General features: G+C 35.0%; 19 protein-coding genes and 1 tRNA gene. 11 read left to right on the top strand and 9 right to left on the bottom strand.

The genetic code is table 11. The features are described 5' to 3' along the window. Window positions 1-42: 42 nt before the first annotated feature. Both ACQWU4_RS04140 and ACQWU4_RS04135 read right to left on the bottom strand, forming a co-directional pair. Window positions 43-891, bottom strand: a complete 849-nt coding sequence (locus ACQWU4_RS04140; RefSeq protein WP_429934495.1) for a helix-turn-helix domain-containing protein — start codon at window positions 889-891, stop codon at window positions 43-45. Between the two features lie 151 nt (window positions 892-1,042). Then, window positions 1,043-1,315 (bottom strand): helix-turn-helix transcriptional regulator, encoded by a 273-nt coding sequence (locus ACQWU4_RS04135; RefSeq protein ID WP_429934494.1) that lies wholly within the window; start codon window positions 1,313-1,315, stop codon window positions 1,043-1,045. Window positions 1,316-1,558: 243 nt separating this feature from the next. Between ACQWU4_RS04135 and ACQWU4_RS04130 the strand changes: the two genes are divergently transcribed. From ACQWU4_RS04130 to ACQWU4_RS04110, 5 genes are all read left to right on the top strand, one after another. Then, window positions 1,559-1,723, top strand: coding sequence for a hypothetical protein (locus tag ACQWU4_RS04130; protein ID WP_429934493.1), 165 nt, complete (start codon window positions 1,559-1,561; stop codon window positions 1,721-1,723). Window positions 1,724-1,793: 70 nt separating this feature from the next. Continuing rightward, window positions 1,794-2,786, top strand: coding sequence for a grasp-with-spasm system ATP-grasp peptide maturase (gene gwsG, locus ACQWU4_RS04125; protein ID WP_429934492.1), 993 nt, complete (start codon window positions 1,794-1,796; stop codon window positions 2,784-2,786). Then, window positions 2,755-2,940 carry a hypothetical protein gene (locus ACQWU4_RS04120; RefSeq protein WP_429934491.1) on the top strand — a complete coding sequence of 62 codons (186 nt, stop codon included), beginning with the start codon at window positions 2,755-2,757 and terminating at the stop codon, window positions 2,938-2,940. Before gwsG ends, ACQWU4_RS04120 begins: the two co-directional genes overlap by 32 nt. 119 nt (window positions 2,941-3,059) lie before the next feature. Then, window positions 3,060-4,160, top strand: coding sequence for a grasp-with-spasm system SPASM domain peptide maturase (gene gwsS, locus ACQWU4_RS04115; protein ID WP_429934490.1), 1,101 nt, complete (start codon window positions 3,060-3,062; stop codon window positions 4,158-4,160). 27 nt (window positions 4,161-4,187) lie between these two features. Next, window positions 4,188-4,316 carry a cysteine peptidase family C39 domain-containing protein gene (locus tag ACQWU4_RS04110; RefSeq protein ID WP_429935076.1) on the top strand — a complete coding sequence of 43 codons (129 nt, stop codon included), beginning with the start codon at window positions 4,188-4,190 and terminating at the stop codon, window positions 4,314-4,316. On the opposite strand, the gene ACQWU4_RS04105 is transcribed toward ACQWU4_RS04110, so the two are convergent. After that, window positions 4,294-4,575: a helix-turn-helix domain-containing protein gene (locus ACQWU4_RS04105; RefSeq protein ID WP_429934489.1), complete on the bottom strand. Its 282-nt coding sequence runs from the start codon at window positions 4,573-4,575 to the stop codon at window positions 4,294-4,296. The two genes, ACQWU4_RS04110 and ACQWU4_RS04105, sit on opposite strands and share 23 nt — an antisense overlap. A 535-nt stretch (window positions 4,576-5,110) precedes the next feature. On the opposite strand from ACQWU4_RS04105, the gene ACQWU4_RS04100 reads away from it, so the two are divergent. Both ACQWU4_RS04100 and ACQWU4_RS04095 read left to right on the top strand, forming a co-directional pair. Then, window positions 5,111-5,644, top strand: a complete 534-nt coding sequence (locus ACQWU4_RS04100; protein ID WP_429934488.1) for a hypothetical protein — start codon at window positions 5,111-5,113, stop codon at window positions 5,642-5,644. A gap of 599 nt (window positions 5,645-6,243) precedes the next feature. Further along, complete coding sequence (locus ACQWU4_RS04095) at window positions 6,244-7,335, top strand: alpha/beta fold hydrolase (protein ID WP_429934487.1); 1,092 nt, start codon at window positions 6,244-6,246, stop codon at window positions 7,333-7,335. Window positions 7,336-7,487: 152 nt separating this feature from the next. On the opposite strand, the gene ACQWU4_RS04090 is transcribed toward ACQWU4_RS04095, so the two are convergent. Then, window positions 7,488-7,561 (bottom strand) — tRNA-Arg (locus tag ACQWU4_RS04090). A 47-nt stretch (window positions 7,562-7,608) separates the two neighbouring features. Here ACQWU4_RS04090 and ACQWU4_RS04085 point away from each other — a divergent pair. Genes ACQWU4_RS04085 through ACQWU4_RS04075 form a run of 3 tightly spaced genes read left to right on the top strand, consistent with a single transcriptional unit; the run spans window position 7,609 to window position 11,385 of the window. Next, a complete protein-coding gene (locus ACQWU4_RS04085; protein ID WP_429934486.1) occupies window positions 7,609-8,655 on the top strand; it encodes an ABC transporter substrate-binding protein in 1,047 nt (348 codons plus the stop codon). A 41-nt stretch (window positions 8,656-8,696) separates the two neighbouring features. Next, window positions 8,697-9,341, top strand: coding sequence for a monofunctional biosynthetic peptidoglycan transglycosylase (mtgA, locus tag ACQWU4_RS04080; RefSeq protein ID WP_429934485.1), 645 nt, complete (start codon window positions 8,697-8,699; stop codon window positions 9,339-9,341). Window positions 9,342-9,354: 13 nt separating this feature from the next. Beyond that, window positions 9,355-11,385: a recombinase gene (locus tag ACQWU4_RS04075; protein WP_429934484.1), complete on the top strand. Its 2,031-nt coding sequence runs from the start codon at window positions 9,355-9,357 to the stop codon at window positions 11,383-11,385. A gap of 63 nt (window positions 11,386-11,448) precedes the next feature. On the opposite strand, the gene ACQWU4_RS04070 is transcribed toward ACQWU4_RS04075, so the two are convergent. The 5 genes from ACQWU4_RS04070 to ACQWU4_RS04050 form a co-directional block, all read right to left on the bottom strand. Further along, window positions 11,449-11,610, bottom strand: a complete 162-nt coding sequence (locus tag ACQWU4_RS04070) for a hypothetical protein (RefSeq protein WP_429934483.1) — start codon at window positions 11,608-11,610, stop codon at window positions 11,449-11,451. Between the two features lie 65 nt (window positions 11,611-11,675). After that, entirely contained in the window at window positions 11,676-11,972 is a 297-nt protein-coding gene (locus ACQWU4_RS04065; RefSeq protein ID WP_429934482.1) for a DciA family protein, read from the bottom strand. 125 nt (window positions 11,973-12,097) lie between these two features. Further along, window positions 12,098-13,579, bottom strand: a complete 1,482-nt coding sequence (locus tag ACQWU4_RS04060; RefSeq protein ID WP_429934481.1) for a carboxylesterase/lipase family protein — start codon at window positions 13,577-13,579, stop codon at window positions 12,098-12,100. A 281-nt stretch (window positions 13,580-13,860) separates the two neighbouring features. Then, the gene (gene recF / locus ACQWU4_RS04055; protein ID WP_429934480.1) at window positions 13,861-14,964 is read right to left on the bottom strand and encodes a DNA replication/repair protein RecF; all 1,104 of its coding nucleotides are present in this window, start codon (window positions 14,962-14,964) and stop codon (window positions 13,861-13,863) included. A 3-nt stretch (window positions 14,965-14,967) separates the two neighbouring features. Next, the gene (locus tag ACQWU4_RS04050) at window positions 14,968-15,663 is read right to left on the bottom strand and encodes a hypothetical protein (protein ID WP_429934479.1); all 696 of its coding nucleotides are present in this window, start codon (window positions 15,661-15,663) and stop codon (window positions 14,968-14,970) included. 78 nt (window positions 15,664-15,741) lie between these two features. Here ACQWU4_RS04050 and ACQWU4_RS04045 point away from each other — a divergent pair, with 78 nt between their 5' ends. Further along, the gene (locus tag ACQWU4_RS04045; protein ID WP_429934478.1) at window positions 15,742-21,630 is read left to right on the top strand and encodes an alpha-2-macroglobulin family protein; all 5,889 of its coding nucleotides are present in this window, start codon (window positions 15,742-15,744) and stop codon (window positions 21,628-21,630) included. Window positions 21,631-21,698 lie beyond the last annotated feature (68 nt).

The following is a 21,698-nucleotide window of genomic DNA, read 5'->3' as shown; positions in this document are numbered from 1 at the left end:
GTGGCGATATTTGAAAACAAAATACTTTAAAACAGAAACATTTTACTGATTTCTAAATATCTTAGGAGAGATACCCGTTTTTTTACGAAAGAATCTGGTAAAATAGGTAGGATATTCGAAACCTAAACTATAAGCTATTTCATTAATGCTAAGCTTCGTCTCACGTAATTTGGACTTTGCTGATTGTATGATATATTGCTGAATGTGTTCTATGGGAGGTTGGCCGGTGAAATGTTTAATTACATCCCCAAAATAATTGACAGAAAGATGCACTCTGTCTGCAAAATAGGCAACAGAGGGAAATGTTTCTATAGTATTGTCTTTTCCAAAATACCAATCCAGGTCTTTATAGAAATCTGCTACTACTTTATTATAAATTTTGCTTCTTGAATCAAACTGGCGTTCATAGAAAGTTTGGGTATAAGAAAGTATGAGAGCAGTATAAGAAACCAAAATTTCCTGGGAAAAATCTTCCTGCTGGTATTCTTCGTAAGCTTGTATAAAAAGCTCATATAAGATTTTACTTTCCCGGTCAGTTAAAAATAGGGCTTCATGGCGTGTATACCCTGTAAATGTATAATCTTTTGCAAATTTATCAAGAAGTTTAGGATTGACAAAAATTCCATATCCTACAAATGGATGTTCTAGGTCCCATTCCATATTATTTCCAGGCCTGTCAAGGAAAAGACATGAGCTTGACATCTCTTCAACAGGTGCCTCTACAGCGATGTTGTTTTTGATGGCTATTACATAGAATTCCAGTTCTACAGAGGGAGATTTTAAAAGTAAATTCTCATGCTCATCATAATGAATCACCTGAATAGTGTCACTATTGGAACCCTGTACATTAATATATTTTAAAAAAGATGGTATGTTGTAGGACTTCGCCATTGTATTGTTTATCCAAAAATAAAGAAATACTGAATCCAGAGTAGCTAAAAACTTAGATAATGATGAGAATATCAAAAATTTTTATATCAATGATAATTTCATATAAAGATTAAATTTCTGTCCATAACGGCTTAAAAACTATGCAAAGACTCTAAATATTCTTCTTCGAACTTAGTACTTTTAGTTCTAGTTTTAAGAGTTCTATTTTTTTTTGTAATAGAAGATCTTGACTGGGATATTCTTCAAAAATTTCTTCTACGGAAACATCTAGCAGTCTGGCAATATCTTTCCATTCCTGATCCGAAATTTTAATTTTTCCTGTTTCTCTTTTTTGATACTGAGTCTGGCTTATTCTAAGGTAAGTTGCAATATCTGCCTGCGTAATTTTTCTTGCTTTTCTTACAGCAATTAACTTCTTGTTCATGGTTTTGCGAAAAATTTTTGGTGAAACGAAAGTATACAATATTTTTTTTAACACAAAATAAAAGGCTATAAAAAGCTATAATTTTTGCTTTTTTGTGTGAATTATGTTTGATACATTTGAAAAATATGACACTGAAAGGTGTCTTATTGTATGTGTACAGTACAGAAATATAAAACGCTGATCAGCATACCCATGTCAGGGTTTGTATGACGAAAACTATTATTAAATTTTAAAAATTATTTTATGAAAAAGAAGTTAGAAAGCTTAAAGCTGAAAAAATTTAAAATGCAAACAGTAAAAGGAGGAGGGCCATTAAAACCAGAAACAGGTTTTGAAGAAGATAGTTATAAAGCTGAAAATACATTTAACGGAACTTATTATGTTAATGACACCGTTAAATATGATTAAAATCTAAGGTAAAAACTAAAATAGGCTATTTGTATTTTATTACAAATAGCCTAATTTTAAGATTGAGATTATGATAATTATTTTTAGTAAAAATTACGGTGAGAATACAACAGATAATGTTTTAAATTGGTTGTATCATCATAAAAAAGACAATGAAGTAGTAGTTAGAATAAATGGTGATGATTTACTAAATAAAGACTTTTATATTGACATTTCCAATTCCGAATTTAATTTTAATAATCAAAAAATAGATAATCAAATTGTACATACTATTTGGTTCAGACGCACTTTTGATGAAGATTTTCTTAATATTGAGCCTAAAATTTTTAATGAATTTCATAATAACAAAACCCTGGAAAATCATTTATTCTCCGAATTAAGAACAATATATAGGTTTTTAGAATCGTTTTTAGAAGATTCAGTCTGGATCAATAAATACAGTGAAAGTTTAAATAAACTGAAAACTCTTAAACTTGCTGAAAAACATGGTTTAAATATTCCAGACACCTATATAACTAACAGAATAGAGATTATTAACAAATTAGCAACAGATAAAAATCTAATTACAAAGCCCATAAGCGATGCTGTAACGCTTTTTGATAATGATTCTCATTATATGATGTATACAAGTGAAGTAAGTGAAATTAAAAATGAAGGCCATATTTTTCCTACCAAACTTCAAAGTAAAATAGATAAAAAATTTGAACTTAGAATATTCTATATAGACGATGTTTTTTATTCTATGGCAATATTTTCTCAAAATGATAATAAAACCAGGGTGGATTTTAGAAATTATAATTTAAAAAAGAGTAATAGAAATGTACCCTATAAGCTACCGGTAAAGATAGAATCAAGTTTAAGAAATTTAGTTAAAGAATTAAATCTGAAAACCTGCTCGATAGACATGATAGTTTCAAAAGATGAAGAGTACTATTTTCTTGAAATAAATCCTGTAGGGCAGTTTGGAATGGTTTCTAAACCATGTAATTATCACTTAGAAGAACAAATGTCATTATATATATTAAAAAATTATGAAGAAAGTAACAACAAAATTAAAAAATAAAAAACTTCCTCTTCCTTACTGGAATATACAAAAAGAATTATCAGATAAAAAATTGGGTGATATTGCAATGATGTATTCTGATTCAGATTTTTATCAAACAAGAGGTTATGTTGTTGAAGGCTCTAGAGTAGTTATATCTAAAATCATCAGTTAATGGTGAAACATAATATTATTTGTTTTATTTCCAACCTCTTGTATAGAAATTAATTTTAGAAAAGAAATATTGGAATATGTTTCAAAACCAGACTCCTATCCTTTAGATGATAATATAAGATGACTTACTTTAATAGATTTGCTTGTTGCCTGGTAACTTATGGGCATACAAGAAGTATAATTTGCGATGTACAAAGAAATAATTATTACCTGATTCCAAATTCTCTCTATACTTTGCTCACTGAGGAGTTTCCAAATTTTTCCATTGAAGAAATTTATGACAGCTATGGAAAAGAAAATGAAAAATACTTAAAAGATTATTTAAATTTTTTATTGGCTAATGAAATAGGGTTCATAGATACCCAAATCATAGAAGAATTAATTCCTTTAAACTTAAATTATAAGGTTGCTGAACCAATTTCCAGTATAATAATTGATTTAAGTAAAGAATCTTTTTTTCTTGAAGATTCAGTTCAAATTGCAAAATTTATTGATACAAATAGAATAAAACAATTACAAATCAGATGCTATGATGTAATTGATTTAGATCTGTTTTTTAAATTTTTGAATGATCTATCTAAAACAACTCTAAAAGGTATTGAAATAATCCTGCCTTATAAAATAAAATTAGAAAATAGATTAATAAATAAAAACATTATTAAGTCAAATGATAAAATTTTTAGATTGATTTATTTTGGATGTGACAAAAATAAAAAGGATAAATATTTGAATAGAACTATAATTTATGTTGAAGATAAAATTATAAATAAAAAAAGTTGCGGATTGATTTCTTCAAACTACTTTAATTCTAATCTCGAAACATATACTTTATCCAACAGCCACAACTCCTGCCTCTACAAAAAAATTTCCATAGATTCTGAAGGGAATATTAGAAACTGCCCTTCCATGCCTCAAAGTTTTGGAAATATTAAAGATATTACCTTAGAAGAAACATTATCCCATCCTGATTTTAAAAAATACTGGAACCTGACCAAAGACAGTATAGAAGTTTGCAAAGATTGTGAATTTCGGTATATCTGTACAGATTGCAGGGCTTATACAGAAAGAACCCATACTAATTCTGAAGGTTTAGATACTTCAAAACCTTTAAAATGCGGATATGATCCATACACAGGTGAATGGGAAGAATGGAGTACCAATCCGCTTAAAGAAAAAGCAATCCATTATTACGGAATGCAGGATTTGGTAAAGGAAAAATAATACACAATCATTTAGGAAAAACTACCCATTTTACAACGAACCAAGGCCAAAGACTGTGATTCTACTTGCTTAAGAATAATTAGTAAACATTACGGGAAAAGTATCTCTCTTCAACATTTACGAGTAACTCTTTTTAGGATTTATTTGATAGTTTAATATACTTTTTCATATCAAAATCAAAGAGCTCTTGTATTGTAACATTAAGTTCTTTGCTGATTATGAGTAGAGTATCATATCGAGGATTGGTGTTACCTCTTTCTAATTCTCCTATTGTTTTTTTTGCATGCCCGGTTCTTAAGCCTAGTTCTTCTTGTGAAATAGGTTTATTAGTCTCGGGATTTATAACTTTCTTTCTTAATTCAGAAATTCTATAGCCAAGAGCTTTTTTACAATTTTGAAGTTCTATTTCATTCATTAATTGTAAAATTCTAAGTTTGAAGTTAAAATTTAGGATACTTATATGTATCCTTTTTGATTTTTTTATTATATTTGCAAAATAAGTTACAGTAAATGTAACTTTGCGATACTTCAAAGAATAATAGAAGCTATTGCTTAGAATCTTGTCATTGAAAACTGGTAATTTTTAGACACACAAGACGATAAGCAGGAAGCTCACGACCTAGGCGTGGGCTCTCTTATCTGTGTGTAAGGTATACCAGTGCCTCAATGACGGATATTGTAGAGTCCCATGCCGTTTTTATTTCATGCTGTTCTGTTTTTCTACAATCATCTTTTTCTAAGCTGCTTTTTACATATAAAGTATCATGATACGGTACAATGGAGTGTACAATCCATTGCGGCTTCAGGGCTTTCACGGGAACACAAATACTAACATATTTTTTTTGACCTGTACGGGAAGGAAGTTCAGGCGGGCTTCCTTCCTTATGGTCAGCAAAAACAGTACAACAGAAACAGTTACTATACAATCATTCATTACAAAATACAAACTCATGAAAAAGAACAGAACAGCCTTTGAAAACCGCTTTTGGACAGGTGGTAAGAAACGCTCCGGCTTAAAGCTGATGGAGGCTTATTTTCAGTTCAATGATCTGGCGGCCTCTAAAGAGCGGTTAAACAGCATTATGAATTACGCAGTCAATAGAAATGCGTGGATAGAAGAAGATCCGGCCGTTATTTTTCAATTTCATCAGTCTATGCGGTCGTTTGTGCGTGCAGGCTATCTCATAGCGAAGGAAAAGAAACGGACGGTGAATAATCAGTTTGAAAATCCCTCTCCGTTGATGCTCGGCTTGCTTTCTGAGAAAGAATACCAAAATCCGTTGTTGGTATTTAAGAAAGCATTCAAAGAATACAGCATCAGGGAATTTGATTATTTTATGTCCGGAATTGTCTATTTTTCACTGGGAGTCTACGACAATGTACCGGAAAGGAATATTGTAAATCCGTATATACATCTGATCAAAATGCTGGATACGGCACACATCATTCTTGAAAGAGGGAAGAAAATAGATACAGCAAACTAAAGTGTGGGGAGAAACAGAAAATGTAAGGTGTAATAATCATTAGAAAAAGGATCAGGTACAAAATTTTGGAGAAAATAAGAGAGTGTCTGTGCGGTTTAAATTTAACGCAAAGGTTTACTATGATGATGTTATATTTTAAAGGTTGCAAAGATGGAATCAACGAAGTTGATTTTTTCTAAGCGGATGCATAACTCTACAGCTTCATCTGCGACTTTGTCGCTCTCTTAGCTTCCTTTGCAATAATTAATTGCATCTGGTCTTTGCGTTTAAAAAAATCAGCATACACCTTATCACTCCAAAATTTTGTCACAAAAAAGACAAAAACGGCAAATATCAAAGATACTTGCCGTTTTTGTGAGTTTTCGGGTTGGAACATCGAACCTTTTTTTGGCGACTGCTGATTTTATGTTCTGTTTTGGCTGTAAGTAAAAAATGCAAGGAAAATGGAAGGAATAATGAAATTAGTACTATGGGACTTAATAAATTCATTATATTGTTACTGTGAAATATAAATGACTGATTTTCCATACATACTATTTGTGTATTGGAAAGTCCACTATAAAGACTCCAAACCATAACAAAGTAAAAACATACGAATTATGAAAAAAAACATTATTCTATTTCTTTCTTTCGTTGTTTATTTATCGGCACAAGCTCAAACGAACGCATCCGTAGATTCCATAGCACAACGGAATTTGTTCCAAAACTTAAAACCCGAATTTGAAGAATACGAAAAACAACACGGAAATTATATTCAAACCAATAATGTAAGAATGCATTATTTAGAGTGGGGAAATAAAAAAAATCCAACACTGGTCTGGATTCACGGAACTTACAGCAATGGTTATGAATTATACGAAATTGTAGATCAATTGGTGAAAATGAATTTGCATGTAATTGCAATTGATTACTACGGGCACGGATTTACACCAATTTCTCAAAAAAACCTGTCTATTTATAATGTTGCAGATGACATTAAGTTTCTTTTAGATAAAATGAAAATCAAAAAAGCGATTATCGGAGGTTGGTCGAGAGGTGGCACCATAAGTTCGGCATTTTATAATGCTTATCCGGAAATGGTTCAGGCCCTTATTTTGGAAGATGGCGGTTCTGTTGCCTGGGATTTTCAGGCAAAGCCGGCTAATATTGAGAAAGATATTGAAGAAATGAAACAGTATTACTCCACCAAAAAAACAATGGTTTTTGATAACGAATTTGATTCTTATTGGTTTATGTATAACAATTGGGGAATAAAAGGGAAAAAAAATGAAAAACTGAAAAAAGAAATTTTTACTTCTTATGCCCGGATAAAGAAAAACGCAAACGGGAAATATGAAATAAATCCTGGCGCAGAAGGACTTACCGGCGAAAACTCCGGAGAAGAGAACATCGCAATAATTTATACTCCTTTTACCTCTAAAACGGCTTTCGGTGCTTCAACACACCAGCTAAATCCTAAAATCATTTATCGAAATTTGGATAAGCCTTTACTCATTTTTGACCCTGTTAGTAAAAATGATTGGTTCGATTTTAAAGAAGAAAATGATAAACTCACAGATGAACACAAGCCTTTTATTGTTCACAAGGTTTATGAAAATACCTGGCATGGCGTAAAAGACGAGCATCCAGATGAAGTCGTTAATGACATTAAAGCTTTTTTAAATAGTGAGCTGATAAAAATGAAATATTGATGTAATATTTGTTCGGTTTAAAAAAATGAGTTGAGAGGATATAGTAGGAGAGAGGAACCTCATGCTTTGACAATTTAGAATGCCCTTGAGCAACAACTGGACATTGTTTGAACTGTTTTTAAATAAAAAAGCGCACCTTGGTGCGCTTTATGTGACCTCGACAGGATTCAAACCTGTAACCTTCTGAGCCGTAATCAGATGCGCTATTCAGTTGCGCCACGAGGCCTTCATTAAAGGTTTGCAAATATAGCACTTTTTTCCGTTCTTTGAAAGATGAAACAGAGAATTTTACTTTTATTTACAGTTATAGCGCTAATCTCCTGTAAAAGAGAACAAAAAATTTCGTCCTCAGACTGGACTCATCTATCAGCCCGTACCCAATTTAAGGAGCAGGAAGGTAATCTGGAACTGAAATCGGGAAATTTTACCTATAATTTTAAATCCAATCAGATCCCTTTTAAGAAAATTGTACTGTTAAATGCAAGTATGGCGGGATATATTTCCGAGCTGGAAGCCGAAAACCTGATTGTTGGGGTTTCAAGTCCGGAGTACATTTATTCAGATAAAATTCAGAATCTTTTAAAAGAAGGAAAGATTCAGAATGTAGGAAGCGAGCAGAAGTATGATGTGGAGAAAATCATTTCCATGAAGCCGGATGCTGTTTTTACCAATTATATTGCAAGCTTTGACAATACTTACCAGCTTTTAAAAAATAATGGAATTCAGGTAGTTTTCCTGGACGAATATATGGAACAGCTGCCTTTGGAAAAGACTGCTTACATCAAAATTTTTGGAGAATTATTCGGAAAAGAGAAAGAAGCCGAAGCAAAATATACTGAAATTGAAAAAAACTATGCAGAGCTAAAGCAATTGGCTTCAAAAGCAAAAGAAAAGCCCGTTGTATTGGCCAATGAAATGTATGGTGATGTCTGGTATCTGCCGGGCGGAAAAACATCGGTAGCGAATTATATTGCAGATGCCAATGCTTCTTACATTATAAAAGACAATAAAGACGAGAAGTCTTTAACCATGAGCTTTGAAGAGATATACGCTAAATCAGGCGGAGTACAGTACTGGATAAACGCCGGAAACCATCCATCCAAAAAAGAAATGCTTGGGACCAATCCTTTCTATGGAAAGCTTGAAGTATTCAATAAAGGAAAGATCTACACCGTTGCAGGGAAAGAAAAGCAGAAAGCCAATGACTTTTTCGAAAGCGGCGCCGTACGGGCAGACCTTGTCCTGAAAGATTACATCAAGATTTTTCATCCTGAGCTTCTTCCGGAATATCAGCTGACTTACATGAAAGAACTTCAATAACTCGGGTGAATTGTTTATTTTTGTAGTCCTTTTTAGAAATTATGTGGAAAAAAATTAAGCAGGCTATTTTTATCGTTCTTGTCCTGAATGTAGTTTTTATCATCTGGGGCAGGTTTTTTAATCCGCCTATTACCATTACCCAGATCGGAGGGCTTTTCGAATTTGGAAAATTGCACAGAGATTATATTTCCTACGACGAAATGGGAAATAATGTTAAAAAAGCAGTAATCGCTTCCGAAGACCAGAAATTCTTTGATCATAACGGTTTTGATTATACAGCTATCGAGAAGGCGATGAAGAATAACGAAAAAGGAAAAAGGGTTCGCGGCGGAAGTACAATTTCCCAGCAGACGGCAAAAAACGTTTTCCTTTGGCAGGGAAGGAGCTGGTTCAGAAAAGGACTGGAAGCTGTTTATACCTTCATCATTGAGAAAGTATGGAGTAAGGATATTATTTTAGAAAGATATCTGAACTCTATTGAAATGGGGCAGGGTGTATTTGGTGTGGAAGCTGCCGCCCAATATTATTTTGGAAAATCATCCAAAGATTTAAGTGCTTCAGATGCAGCCTGGATTGCAGCTGTACTGCCTAATCCAAAGAAGTATGATCCTAAAAATCCATCTCCGTATTTAAGAAAGAAACATAATTGGATCATGAGACAGATGAGGAATGTGAGTTTGAAATAGTATCTTTGTTCTAATGAAATTTTTTAATTCCAGTACAAGTTTTGAATCAGTTCTTAAAAAATATTTCTCTTTTAAGAACGAAACCATTTCTTTAGAACCATTTGCCGAGTTTTTAGAGAGCATTAAAAGGGCAGATTTTACGGATGTCCTTAATTTTCTGAAAAATAACCCGGATTTTGCCGAAAATTTTAAACATTACATTCATAATATTTTCAAAGGAAGACCTTTCAATCTTTCCCTGACAGAAGCCAATATTCTTTCAGAAAACGCCTTCTTTCCGGAACTTAAAAAAAGAATCCTGAATAAAATACTGCCACCCGTAGAAAATGAAAAAACGGTGTGGTATATGATTGATAATGTAAGTTTAAGGCCTAAAACAGACCTTAAATATCTTCACAACCTTCCTGAAAATGAAATTGATGAATTTCTGAGCCTTCTCGGTGCTTCAGACTTTATCATAAAACCCCACGTTAAAAAGGAACTGATTTTCTCTATGAATATTCTTTCCTGGCGTGTTACTGGAATGGCTATGGAAGTGGAGGTGGTAAGAATGGCCCCTCAATACAGAAATCTGGACAACCCGTTTCTGGCGCTTCAAAATGAGCTGGAAGCACTTACCGAAGACTTTAAAAAAGATCCGGAACTGCAGCTGCATTCCAGAGACAGCCGGTATAAGCAGATTAAGATCTATACAGAGCATTGTCAGGAATTCGTGAATATTGCTTTTAAAAACTCTGCTAAATATGGGATTTCAGGGAAGATCAATCAGGCACTTCTTAAAATCCGTCAGCAGACCGAAAGGATCTATGAGATTGTTCAGCTTTTGGTTATTGATAACGAACAGGATGTTACCATAAAATCAAAACAGCTTATTTTTAACATATTAAGTTATAAATCCCACAAAAATAACATTGCTGATCTGATCAATGACAGCACACGTCTGATTTCACACCTTATTACCAACCACACTGCAGAAACAGGTACCCATTACATTACATCTACCCGCAAGGAATATATGACAATGTTTTATAAAGCCAGCGGTGGAGGAATTATTGTAGGCGCACTTTGTGTTTTGAAAATGCTTTACGGGTATATTCCGGGAAGTGATTTCTCCCATGCATTTTTATACTCAATGAACTATGCAATGGGATTCATTATGATTTATCTGATGGGCTTTACACTGGCAACCAAACAGCCTGCAATGACTGCAGCTACAATGACCAAAGTATTGTCTGAAGAAGGAAACAGCAAGCGAAATAACACTGAATTTGCCCATCTCGTATCAAAACTTTTCAGAAGCCAGTTTATTGCATTTGTAGGAAATGTACTTCTTTCGTTTCCGATTGCGTTGGCTATTATTTATGGTTTAGATGTATTTTTCTCCCAGAATCTGGCGGTAGAAAGATCAGATAAATTACTGAAAGATCTTGATCCGTTTAAATCAAAAGCTATACTGCATGCCAGTATTGCCGGATTTTATCTCTTCATATCTGGGATCATATCAGGAAATATAGGAAACAATTCTGTATTCTATCAGATACCGGAAAGAATTGCAAAGAACCTTTCTATCAGAAGCTTTTTCGGTAAAAAATTTGCTAAAAGTTTATCTAAATACTATGCTAAAAACTGGCCGGGAATTGTTTCCAATTTCTGGTTTGGAGTATTTTTGGGGGCGACAGCTCCGGTAGGCTTATTCTTCGGATTGGACCTTGATATCAGACACATTACTTTTGCTGCCGGAAACTTTGCTCTGGGGCTTTATGGAAAAGATTTTTCAGTGGATTCCTATACATTCTGGATATCCTTCTTCACTGTTTTCCTGATAGGATTCTTCAATTTTCTGGTAAGCTTTACTTTATCTATGTTTTTGGCATTCAGATCCAGAAAAATGAACTTTGGGCAGGTGAGCGAAATTTACAGAGAGATTTTCAGGTATTTTGTAAAGCATCCATTTAAGTTTTTCTTCCCGTTGCGCTCAGGACTGGATAAAAGGGCAGACGATCTTATGAGCAGCACAATTTCTAATAAATCAGAGGATCATTAAAGAATGAACTTAATAAAGTATATATTATAAAAATGCTCCTGAAAAAGGAGCATTTTTTAATTTTTAAAGACAGATAGGAAGTAAAGGGCATTTTGTTGGCAGTTGTGTCCAGTATGCGCATTCATTTTCGTTGGCACAGCTTACAGCGCAGCATAGCTGGCCTGCCGATCCCTGAATTGTTTTTAATCTCTCTCTTGTTAATCTTTTTGATGATAAGTTTTTCATATTGGGGTGATTTATTTGTAATTCCAAATATAAGATTAAATTTTAATGGAGTTATAATTAAATTCTCAAATAATCTTTATATCATCAAATTTCTCCTCTCCGAATTTCTCCTTAAATTTTTTAAGGTAAAATGTTTTACGCATCTGGAAATCATGCTTCAATATGGGAGAATCTATCCTGATCACAATACATTTGTTCTCAATATTAACGCTTTTGATCTCATTGAAAAGACTTTCATCAAGATAATCTTCAAGGAAATCCTTAATTTCAAAAGCAATCAGTTTATGTTCAAAACCATGAATCCTCGCAAAAGATTTAACAAGTTCTGATGACTGAAATTCACGTTTTTTATTCTTCTTCATAGGGTCGGATTATGAGTTGCCTGCAGCATATTCAGATAAAAAATAATCTATAAATGTGGCAAATGTTTATTTTAAATACCTTGATTGTCCTCACTAATATCTAATTTTGTCTTAATCGCAATATCTTATCTGATACCATCCCATACAGAACGCTCATCAGCTCTGTCATCAATAGTGACCTGCGATACAATATCAAAACGCATAGATGTGCGGTTATTAACCTTATAAGTATCCCAGCCAGGATTGCCATGAGTAGCAAAATTAATCCATGCTTTATGCACAGTATCAGCCAATTGTTGCGGAGGTTCATTACCCAGCATATTCGAAAAGCCAGCATTAGTCAAATTATCAAATACAAAAGCAAGCTCAATACCATGGCAGGCACCAAGTAGATTATTATATGCAGGGGAGCCCCATGAAAATTCGTATACGTATGTTTTCTCATGTTTTTCAGCAACCCGTAATGCTGGTATACGGTAAAACCAATCTGTAATAATAGCACTTAGAACATCACCAGGAGAACTATCAGGACGATTAGTTCGATAGGTTTGAATAGATTTTTCGGATAGTCCATAAGCGGAAGCGGCAATATTCAAAGCGGAATCTGTAATTTTTGGCAGGATACCATCTGGGACAAGAAATAATCTAAATTCCTGGCTATTGGTACCAATAAGGATATCCACATCTTTACCAGCGCCATTGGCAATGCATTCTATTGGGGTTGCTGTTAATAATTGACCATCAATTACCGGTTCAAAAGGCATTAAGTTGAATGCTGCTTCACCCCATAGTTCCGTTAAAGGCTTTGCCATAATTTCAGATGATAATTGATCTTGTGCGGCAAAAACCTTTTCAATATCTACTTCTCCAATTGCTTCTCGTGTGGGTGCTACACCAAGAATTTCTGCTAGTCTTGTACCAATAAGCTTTGCTGAGGAAGGGCTAATAACTGAATGTCCTGCCCCTGATTCTGCAATTGCCCGTCGAAATAAACCCTGTGCTTCTTTTATAGCGATTAATGTGCAGACACTCATTCCGCCGGCAGACTCACCAAAAATGGTAACATTATCAGGATCACCGCCAAAGTTGGAAATATTGTCACGAACCCATTTTAGTGCAGCAATTTGGTCAAGCATACCAAGATTGGGTACTCCATCTCCAAACCATAAAAAGCCTTCAATTCCAATTCTATAATTTATGGTAACCAAAACAACACCATCCCGTGCAAAACTACTGCCATCATAGCCCGGAACAGCACCTGATCCAAGAGTAAAAGCGCCTCCATATATAAAAACCATAACAGGCTTTTTTTTGGTGGTACTTAAAGTCCAGATATTAAGGTTCAGATAATCGTCCCCGGGAATTACAACATTGGGGAGCAATTCGGCAAATGGTCCGGTTGTAGGTGTTATTTGAGGCGGAGTAGCTCCATATGCCGTTGCATCCTTTACACCAGTCCATGGCATAGGAGGCTTTGGGGGTTGAAAACGATTTGTACCTACCGGGGGGGCAGCATACGGTATACCTTTAAATGTTAATATACCATTGCTGGTTTTAATGCCACTAACGTCCCCATATTGAGTAGTAATTGTGTGTAAAGATTCCATAATAATTGTAAAAAAATGTTTTTGTAAGTTAACAACATTTGAGGATAAAAAATTAATTAAATTTTTTTATTGTAAGAGGATAAAAAATTAATTTGGTTTCCCAAAAAATACACATTACAGAGATATCACATGTTTTGTAATCGATTGATAATTAGGTTTAAAAAATTGGTGGAGATATAGATAATATAACTGTATAAATATATTAAGGATTGTTTAGTTTAGAAAATTTAGTCTTAATTGTAATGATATTATAATCTATAAATCCGCATATAAATTCCGCATCACACTTCAAAAATGATACTTTCCTCATTAATCTTCTTCACTACACTTTCTGTACGTTCCCGATGAGTATCTGTAATAAATATCTGTCCGAAACTTTCTTGGTTAACAAGCTCAATTAACTGCGAAACACGGGTATCATCAAGCTTATCAAAAATATCGTCCAGCAGAAGAATCGGAGTTTTCTTTGTCAGTTCTTTTACAAGACTCATTTGTGCCAGTTTTAAAGAAATCAGAAAAGATTTCTGCTGTCCTTGGGAGCCTATTTTTTTTATCAGAACATGATCCATTTCAAAAAGAAGATCATCTTTGTGAATTCCTTTTGAAGTATAGGTCAGCATTCGGTCTCTTTCAAGGCTTTCTGTTAAAAGCTGCTGAAAAGCTCTGTCAGGCTGAGCAGAGTCGAAGCCTGCAATTAAATCAGACTGATAATGAACGGAAACGGTTTCTTTCCCTCCGGAAATAATCCTGTAGAAATTCTGAACAATTGGCCCAAGTTTTTCAACGAAGTTTCTTCTTTTTTCAAAAATCTTTGTCCCGAATTTAGTAATCGGAGCATCATAGATTTCCAATGAATCTTTGTCCCAGGTTCTGTTTTTGGCAAAGTATTTTAATAGTGCATTTCTTTGCTGTACCGTTTTCTGGTATTGAATCAGGTCAAAAAGATATTCAGAATCTGTCTGAGAGATCATTGAATCCAGAAATTTTCGGCGGCTTTCCCCGGAATCAGAAATCAGGTTGGAATCATAAGGCGAGATCATCACACTTGGCAGGTACCCGATATGGTCTGCAAGCCTGTCATAACTTTTATCATTCTTTTTGATGATCTTTTTAGCTTCCTTGGGCTGGGAGATCTTAATAATATCTTCACTTTCCTCATTCAGGATTTCAGCATCAATGGTGAAAAAATCTTCCTCTCTTTTGATATTGTTAAAATCAGTGTTTCCTAAAAAACTTTTTCCTACCGATAAATAATGCAAAGCGTCAAGAATATTGGTTTTTCCGGCGCCGTTATTTCCCACAAAACAGTTGATCTGAGGAGAAAATTCAAATTTCTTTTCAGAATGGTTTTTGAAATTATAAAGGGAAAGCTTTCTGATAATCATTCGTCAAAAATACTCCAATATTAGTAAAAATAAAAAGGGAAGTGCAGAACATGTCTCTATCCCGAATGAAAAATAAACGTCATGTCTTTTATTTTCAGAGAAATAGATAAGAATAAATGTGATGATTCCCGATAAAAAAAATGCTGTGCTGTAAATTGGGTTCAGATAAAAAGAGGCAAGAAGAATACTGATGAACACCATTATATAGGCAATGTATTTGGTATTTTGCACCCCAATCAGTTTAGGAAAAGTCTGTACCCTGTCACTTTCCATATCACGGATGTCAAAGGGCAGAACCAGCGCCGTTATAAAAAAGAAACTGATCAGGAACAGGGGTAAACGGAATTCCGGGAGTGTAAGCCAGCTGTTGACCAATGCCCAGACCAACCCGACATAAAATACTTTGAGCAACGGAATCTTCCGGATGTAAACATCCAGAAAAAAACTGTTGTAAAGCAATCCCAGAACCACAATAACAAACCACTTCAAAAGCCTTATTTCATTATGGTTATGAATGATCAGGAACGCACAGATAATGCCTGCCGCTGCGTTCAGAAGCAATATCTTCAGAAAGTGTTTCGTATACTGATATTTGGTATAAAGATAGCCGCTGAAATAAGTGATAAAAATTAACAGTACAGTAGGGAAACGGAATGTGTTTTGCTCTTTCATGAAAAATACTGCAAATAAAGTTCCCATAACGGAGACATAAATTTGGCTGTCAATAACAGTTTTTTTCAGTATTTTTAAGAAATTCATTTATCAAAAATAACATATATGAAAAGATTTTCCAAGATTTTTATGCTTTTGCTTCTAATGCTGAGCTTTTCAACTGTTTCGGCGCAGAAATATTACGACGATCAGTGGAAAAAAGTGACTGAGAACAGTGCGAAAGGTGCCTATAAATCTAATCTTCCGATCATTTTAGACATACAAAACCACGCCATGAAAGAAAATAATACCATCCAGCTCATCCGTTCCCTGAAAGCAGAATTCAGTATTGTAAACAGTACGGTAGATGATGATCAGAATGATGCAGCTTCAAAATTCTTTACAAAGCTTAAAGATGCTGATGGCAAATTAAAGGGTGAAGAAAAACTGGTATTCCAAATTCTTTTGAACAGTTTCTTTATGGATTACTATAATCAGAATTCATGGGAAATAGGAAACAGAACCAATATCAATTCACAGGACGTTTCCCAGATTGAAACCTGGAGCAAACTTGATTTCAAAAACTATCTTAAAAAAAGCTATCAGGATCTTGATCAGCAGAAGCAGGAGATGAAGAAAATTTCCCTGGCAAAGTATAAAGATATTTTTACGGAAATAGAGGATATCACCTTTTTCCCAACTGTATATGATTGGTACTCTGTAAAAAAGATCGGTTTCCTTTCTGAAAACAGTCTTTTCACAAAAAATGAATTAACGGAGAATAGAACCGAGATCAATGTTATTTATGATGAGCTGATTGCTCAGAACACCGGAAATCCTAAGCTTTACTTTATGAAAGAAAAGCTGACAGAAAACTGTAATTACAATCAATGTAAAGACAAACTTGAGCAGCTGCAGAACCTTCTGAAAACTGATACGGAAGGGGATTATAAAGTGATCATCATGGAAGATATCATGAGTGAGCTTATAGCTAAAAAGAAAGAAAAAGAAGCCTTGGCTATTGCTGATCAGGCCAAAAAACAGTATCCGAAATCTCCATTCATTGAAAACATAAAAAATAAGGAAAATCAGATCATCAATCCGCTTCTTACCGTTAAATATGAACAGCAGACCCAGAATAATCTGCCGATCCATTTTGTAGCAGATCATAAGAATGTGACGGAATTTTCACTGAACATTTATGAAGTGAAAGAAGATTTTACAACATTGATGCAGTATATACAGAATTCTTACAGCAATACTTTTGGAAAGCTTAAAAAAAATCTGGTAAGAAAAGAAACATTTCAACTGGGTGATTCCAAAGATTATCAGACTCATAAAACCTCATTGGAGATCAAACCACTTCCTTCAGGAGTTTATGTTGTTGAATATTCCGTGGCCGGAGCAGAAGCTAATGAAAGTAATGGCAGACAGAATTTTTACTTTCTGGTTTCCGGAAACAGAATCATTTATCAGACCAAAACAGACAGAAACCAGCTTTCCAATGTAATGAGGCTGGTAAACAGCGAAAATGGAAAGCCAGCGGTTAATGAAGGTCTTACTTTTTATGAATTTGTAGCTAACAAAACACTAAACAAACTGGATGGTAAAACTGATGCGAACGGAGTTTTTAAATTCCCTTCCACAGACAGCAAAGAATATTACAGAACTTTCCTGATTCGCCAGCCAAAGACCAATGATTTCCAGATCATGCAGGTTTACGGAAACAGCGGAAATGCGGAAGATTATAATCCTAATAAGCAAACCCGTACCCAGGCGCAGATCTTTACAGACCGAGCCATTTACAGACCGGGACAGACCGTTTATTTTAAAGTAATTAATACAAAAATAGATAAGGAAACAGAATCCGTAGTTTCAGGTTTAAAACAGAAGATTACACTTCTTGATGCCAACAGTCAGGAAGTTTCTTCGCAGAGTTTTTCAACGAATGAATTCGGTTCGTACCATGGAAGCTTTATTCTTCCGAAAGGTCAGCTGAATGGAGTTTTTTACCTGAGAACTGATGACGGATCTGGGGAATATAAGGACATCAGGGTTGAAGAATACAAAAGACCAAAATTTGAAGTCACTTTTGATCCTGTAAAAGATGAGTACAAATACGGGCAGACTATCGAGCTGAAAGGAAAAGCAATGATGTTTTCCGGCGTAGCTTTAAGCAATACGACTGTTAATTATGAAATCAAAAAACACAACATCAGATGGAGGTATTTCTGGTGGTATCCGCAGGGTAACGACAATGAGAATTCTATTCTGGGAGAGGCTAAAACCAATGAAAAAGGAGAATTCGTAATCCGTCTTGATCTTAAAAAAGATGAAAAGCTGGAAGGAATCCAGATTGATAACTATGAAATTAATGCCTCAGTAACAGATATCAACGGAGAAACACAGTCTGCGGATACCCAATTGAAAGTAGCTTCAGTTTCCCATTATATTAAAGCTGATGCTGTCAAAAATACATTCAGTGACGAAAATGTAAAGCTGAAGGTAGAAACCCTGAACTATAACGAACAGGATCTTAAAAAAACATACAGTGTTAAATTGTCAAAACTGAATTCTCCCGACAGGATTTTCAGAGATAATTTTGCACAGGAAGTTCAGGATCAGCCGAAATATTCCAAAGAAGAATTCATCACTAAATTCCCACACGACCTGTTCGATAAAAATGATGAGACCAAAAACTGGAAAGCAGAAAAAGTAGTTTCTGAAAAGCTTCAACAGCCCTCTGCAGAATTGGATCTAGGAAAACTGGAAGCAGGAGACTACCAGCTTGAATTGTATAACATCGAAGGAAAAGACACTATAAAATCTTCCCAGAATTTCAGCATCTGGGACAAAAATTCTTTAAAACCCTCTCAGAAAACTTTCCTTACTGTTATTGAGCCAAAGAATGAATTCTTAAGAGGCGAAAAAGCTAAAGTATATGTATATTCTGCCGTTCCTGATGCACTTGTGAATGTATTCGTTCAGGATGGTTCAGGAAAAACTGTTTCAGAAGTTCATCAGCTGAAAAAAGGAGTTCTGGAATACACAGCAGATATTCCGAAAGATAAAAGCGTATCAGCATTGAATATCCAGTTCCAGATTGCGGCATTCAATGATGTGCAGACTCAATCTGTCACATTAAAAATAAAAGATACCAATCAGCCTTTAAAAATAGAAACGGTTACTTTCAGAGATAAACTGGAACCGAATTCAAAAGAAAAATGGACGGTAAAAGTTTCAGGAAATGATAAAGAAAAAGTAAACGCAGAAGTACTGGCCAATATGTACGATATGTCACTGGATCAGTTTGCTTCAAATGCTTTCAGCTGGCGGAATTTATATACGCCATATTCTATTGTGACCTCTTATGATATCAGACAATATCTGCTGCAGCAATATTATCAGAAAAGATTGAAATACTATAACGGGAAATATGTAGATGTACCGAATTTTAACTGGTTTGATGGTAATTTTGACAGTTATGGTTTAAGGGGAAGAGTAGCAGGATTACAGGTTAATAATGTTGCAATGCCAGCTCCGGCTGCTGTAGCAAAAGAAGCTATGGTAGAAGAAGTTGTTGTGACAGGATATGCTAAAAAGTCCAAGATGGCTTCAGTGGCAAAAGTAAGTGAGCAGGAAGCTGATGGAGCTGGATATTCAGATAATTCACCGGCAATAGCTGATAACCTTGAAAAAGTTCCCGTACGTCAAAATCTTAACGAAACTGCATTCTTCTACCCAGATCTGAAAACAGATGCAGAAGGAAATGTAAACTTCGAATTTACTTCTCCTGAAGCATTAACGAAATGGAAGCTGATGTTCCTGGCTCACACCAAAGATGCCAGAGCTGCAGTATTGGAAAAACAGGTGGTAACTCAAAAAGAATTCTCTGTAACACCAAACTATCCGAGATTTTTGAGAGAAGGCGATGAGCTGAATCTTCAGTCCAAATTATCCAATCTTACAGATAAAAAACTGAGCGGTTCTGCAGAGCTTCAGATCCTTGATGCCTTTACGAATGAAAATATTTCGTCCAAATTCGGAGTCAATGCAGGAGCTCAGAATTTTAATTTAGATGAAAAAGGAAACAGTGCATTAACATGGAAGCTGAAAGTTCCAAATGATGTTTCTTCCATCATTTTAAAAGTAGTGGCGAAAGCGGGAGCTTATTCAGATGGTGAGCAGCAGGCAGTTGCCATACTTCCGAACAGAATGCTTGTGACAGATGCAGTACCGGTTTTTGTAAAAGAAGGCGAAACGAAGACCTTTGTTTTGGATAACCTTAAAAATGCAAATTCCACAACGATTTCCAATGTTTCGAATACACTGGAATTGACTACCAATCCGATCTGGGAAATTATGTTTGCACTGCCAAGTCTGAAAAATGATCAGAACAGCTCTGCTGACGTAATTTTCAATAAATGGTTTGCCGATGTATTGGCTTCGGAAGTATTTAAAGCCAATCCAAAAATGAAGACCGTTTTTGAAGAATATCAGAATAAAGGACTGCTGAATTCAAATCTTGAAAAAAATCAGGAACTGAAACAGCTTTTACTGGAAGAAACCCCTTGGGTATTGGAAAGCAAAAATGAAGCAGAACAAATGCAGAAATTGGCTCTGTTATTTGATGCCAATACAATGAGAAATTCAATCAGCCAGGATTGGGATGATCTTAAGAAACTGCAGAACCCTGATGGCGGATTCTCATGGTATCCGGGATATCCAAGTTCTTACGGAACATCACTGTATATTCTTAAAAATTTAGGCAAGATCAATATCTGGTTAAAAGATAATGCAAAAGATTATCAAGGGTCAGGACAGAAAGAATTTGTAACAAAACTGGTTCAGTACGTAGATAATGAGATTGATAAATACTGGGATGTGAAGAAAGAAAACATCTGGAACAACTGGACGATTGATTACCTTGATACCCGGAATTACTGGGAAAAAGAATATCCTTTAAAAGGAAAAGGAGCCACTTTGAAATCACTGGTAAAACAGAAAGCAAAAACGGCGAAGATTACAGATTTCACATTCTTCGGGCTTCATCGTGTTGCTCTGTTGATGAATGACTACGGTCTGAAAGATGTTTCAGATAAATTAATGAACTATCTGAAAGAAACATCCACCGATACCAAAACTCAGGGAGTTTACTGGAAACAGAACTTAAATGACTGGGGCTGGTTCGGGTCAAAAGTAGTGAACCATGCAGGAGCTCTGGAAGCATTCAATACATTAAAGCCGAATGACCAGAAAATGATTGAAGATATGAAAATCTGGTTGATCACGCAGAAAGAGGTTAATTCATGGGGAAGCTCGAGAGGTACCTCTGAAGTAATCTTCACGATCCTGAATTCAGGGAAATCATGGACAAGTGCAGAAAGCGACAAAGCAACGATCGTTTGGGGCGGAAAAGAAGTAGTTCCGCAAACACAGGCTACAGGTTATGTGAAATCAGCAGTTAAAACTGATATTATAGACAAAAACTTAGGAACCGTGACCGTTACCAAGCCCGGTCCGGGAATTGTTCAGGGAGGATTGTTCTGGCAGTATTATGAAGATCTGGATAAAATAAAATCTTCAGAAAACTATATCTCCGTCACCAAAGAGCTTTACAAAAAAGTAAAAACGGTAAACGGGGAAGAGCTTCAGAAAATTTCATCTGATACTCCGTTGAAAATAGGGGATAAGGTAACCGTAAGAATGATTCTGAATACAGACAGGGCAATGGAATACATTCACATTAAAGATATGCGTGCTGCCGGATTTGAGCCGACAGATGCGCTGTCCGGCTATCAGTGGAAAAACAATCTGGGTTATTATCAGTCTACCAAAGATGCTTCCACTAATTTCTATATTCAGTACATGCCGAAAGGAAAATATGTTTTTGAATATGACCTTGTTTCCAATGCAGCCGGTAAGTTCTCCAACGGTATTACAACCATGCAGAACTACTACGCTCCGCAGATGAATGCGCATACCAAAGGAAGCAATGTGACAATTTCAGAGTAATTTATCAAATAAACAAAAAAACTGCAGTAAGAAGTTACTGCAGTTTTTTTTGTAATGAATGTTAAATT

Source organism: Chryseobacterium sp. MIQD13 (assembly GCF_050496705.1).
Classification (GTDB): Bacteria; Bacteroidota; Bacteroidia; order Flavobacteriales; family Weeksellaceae; genus Chryseobacterium.
The sequence above is the reverse complement of the archived record's forward strand: the minus strand, read 5'-3'. Positions and strand labels throughout refer to the sequence as shown.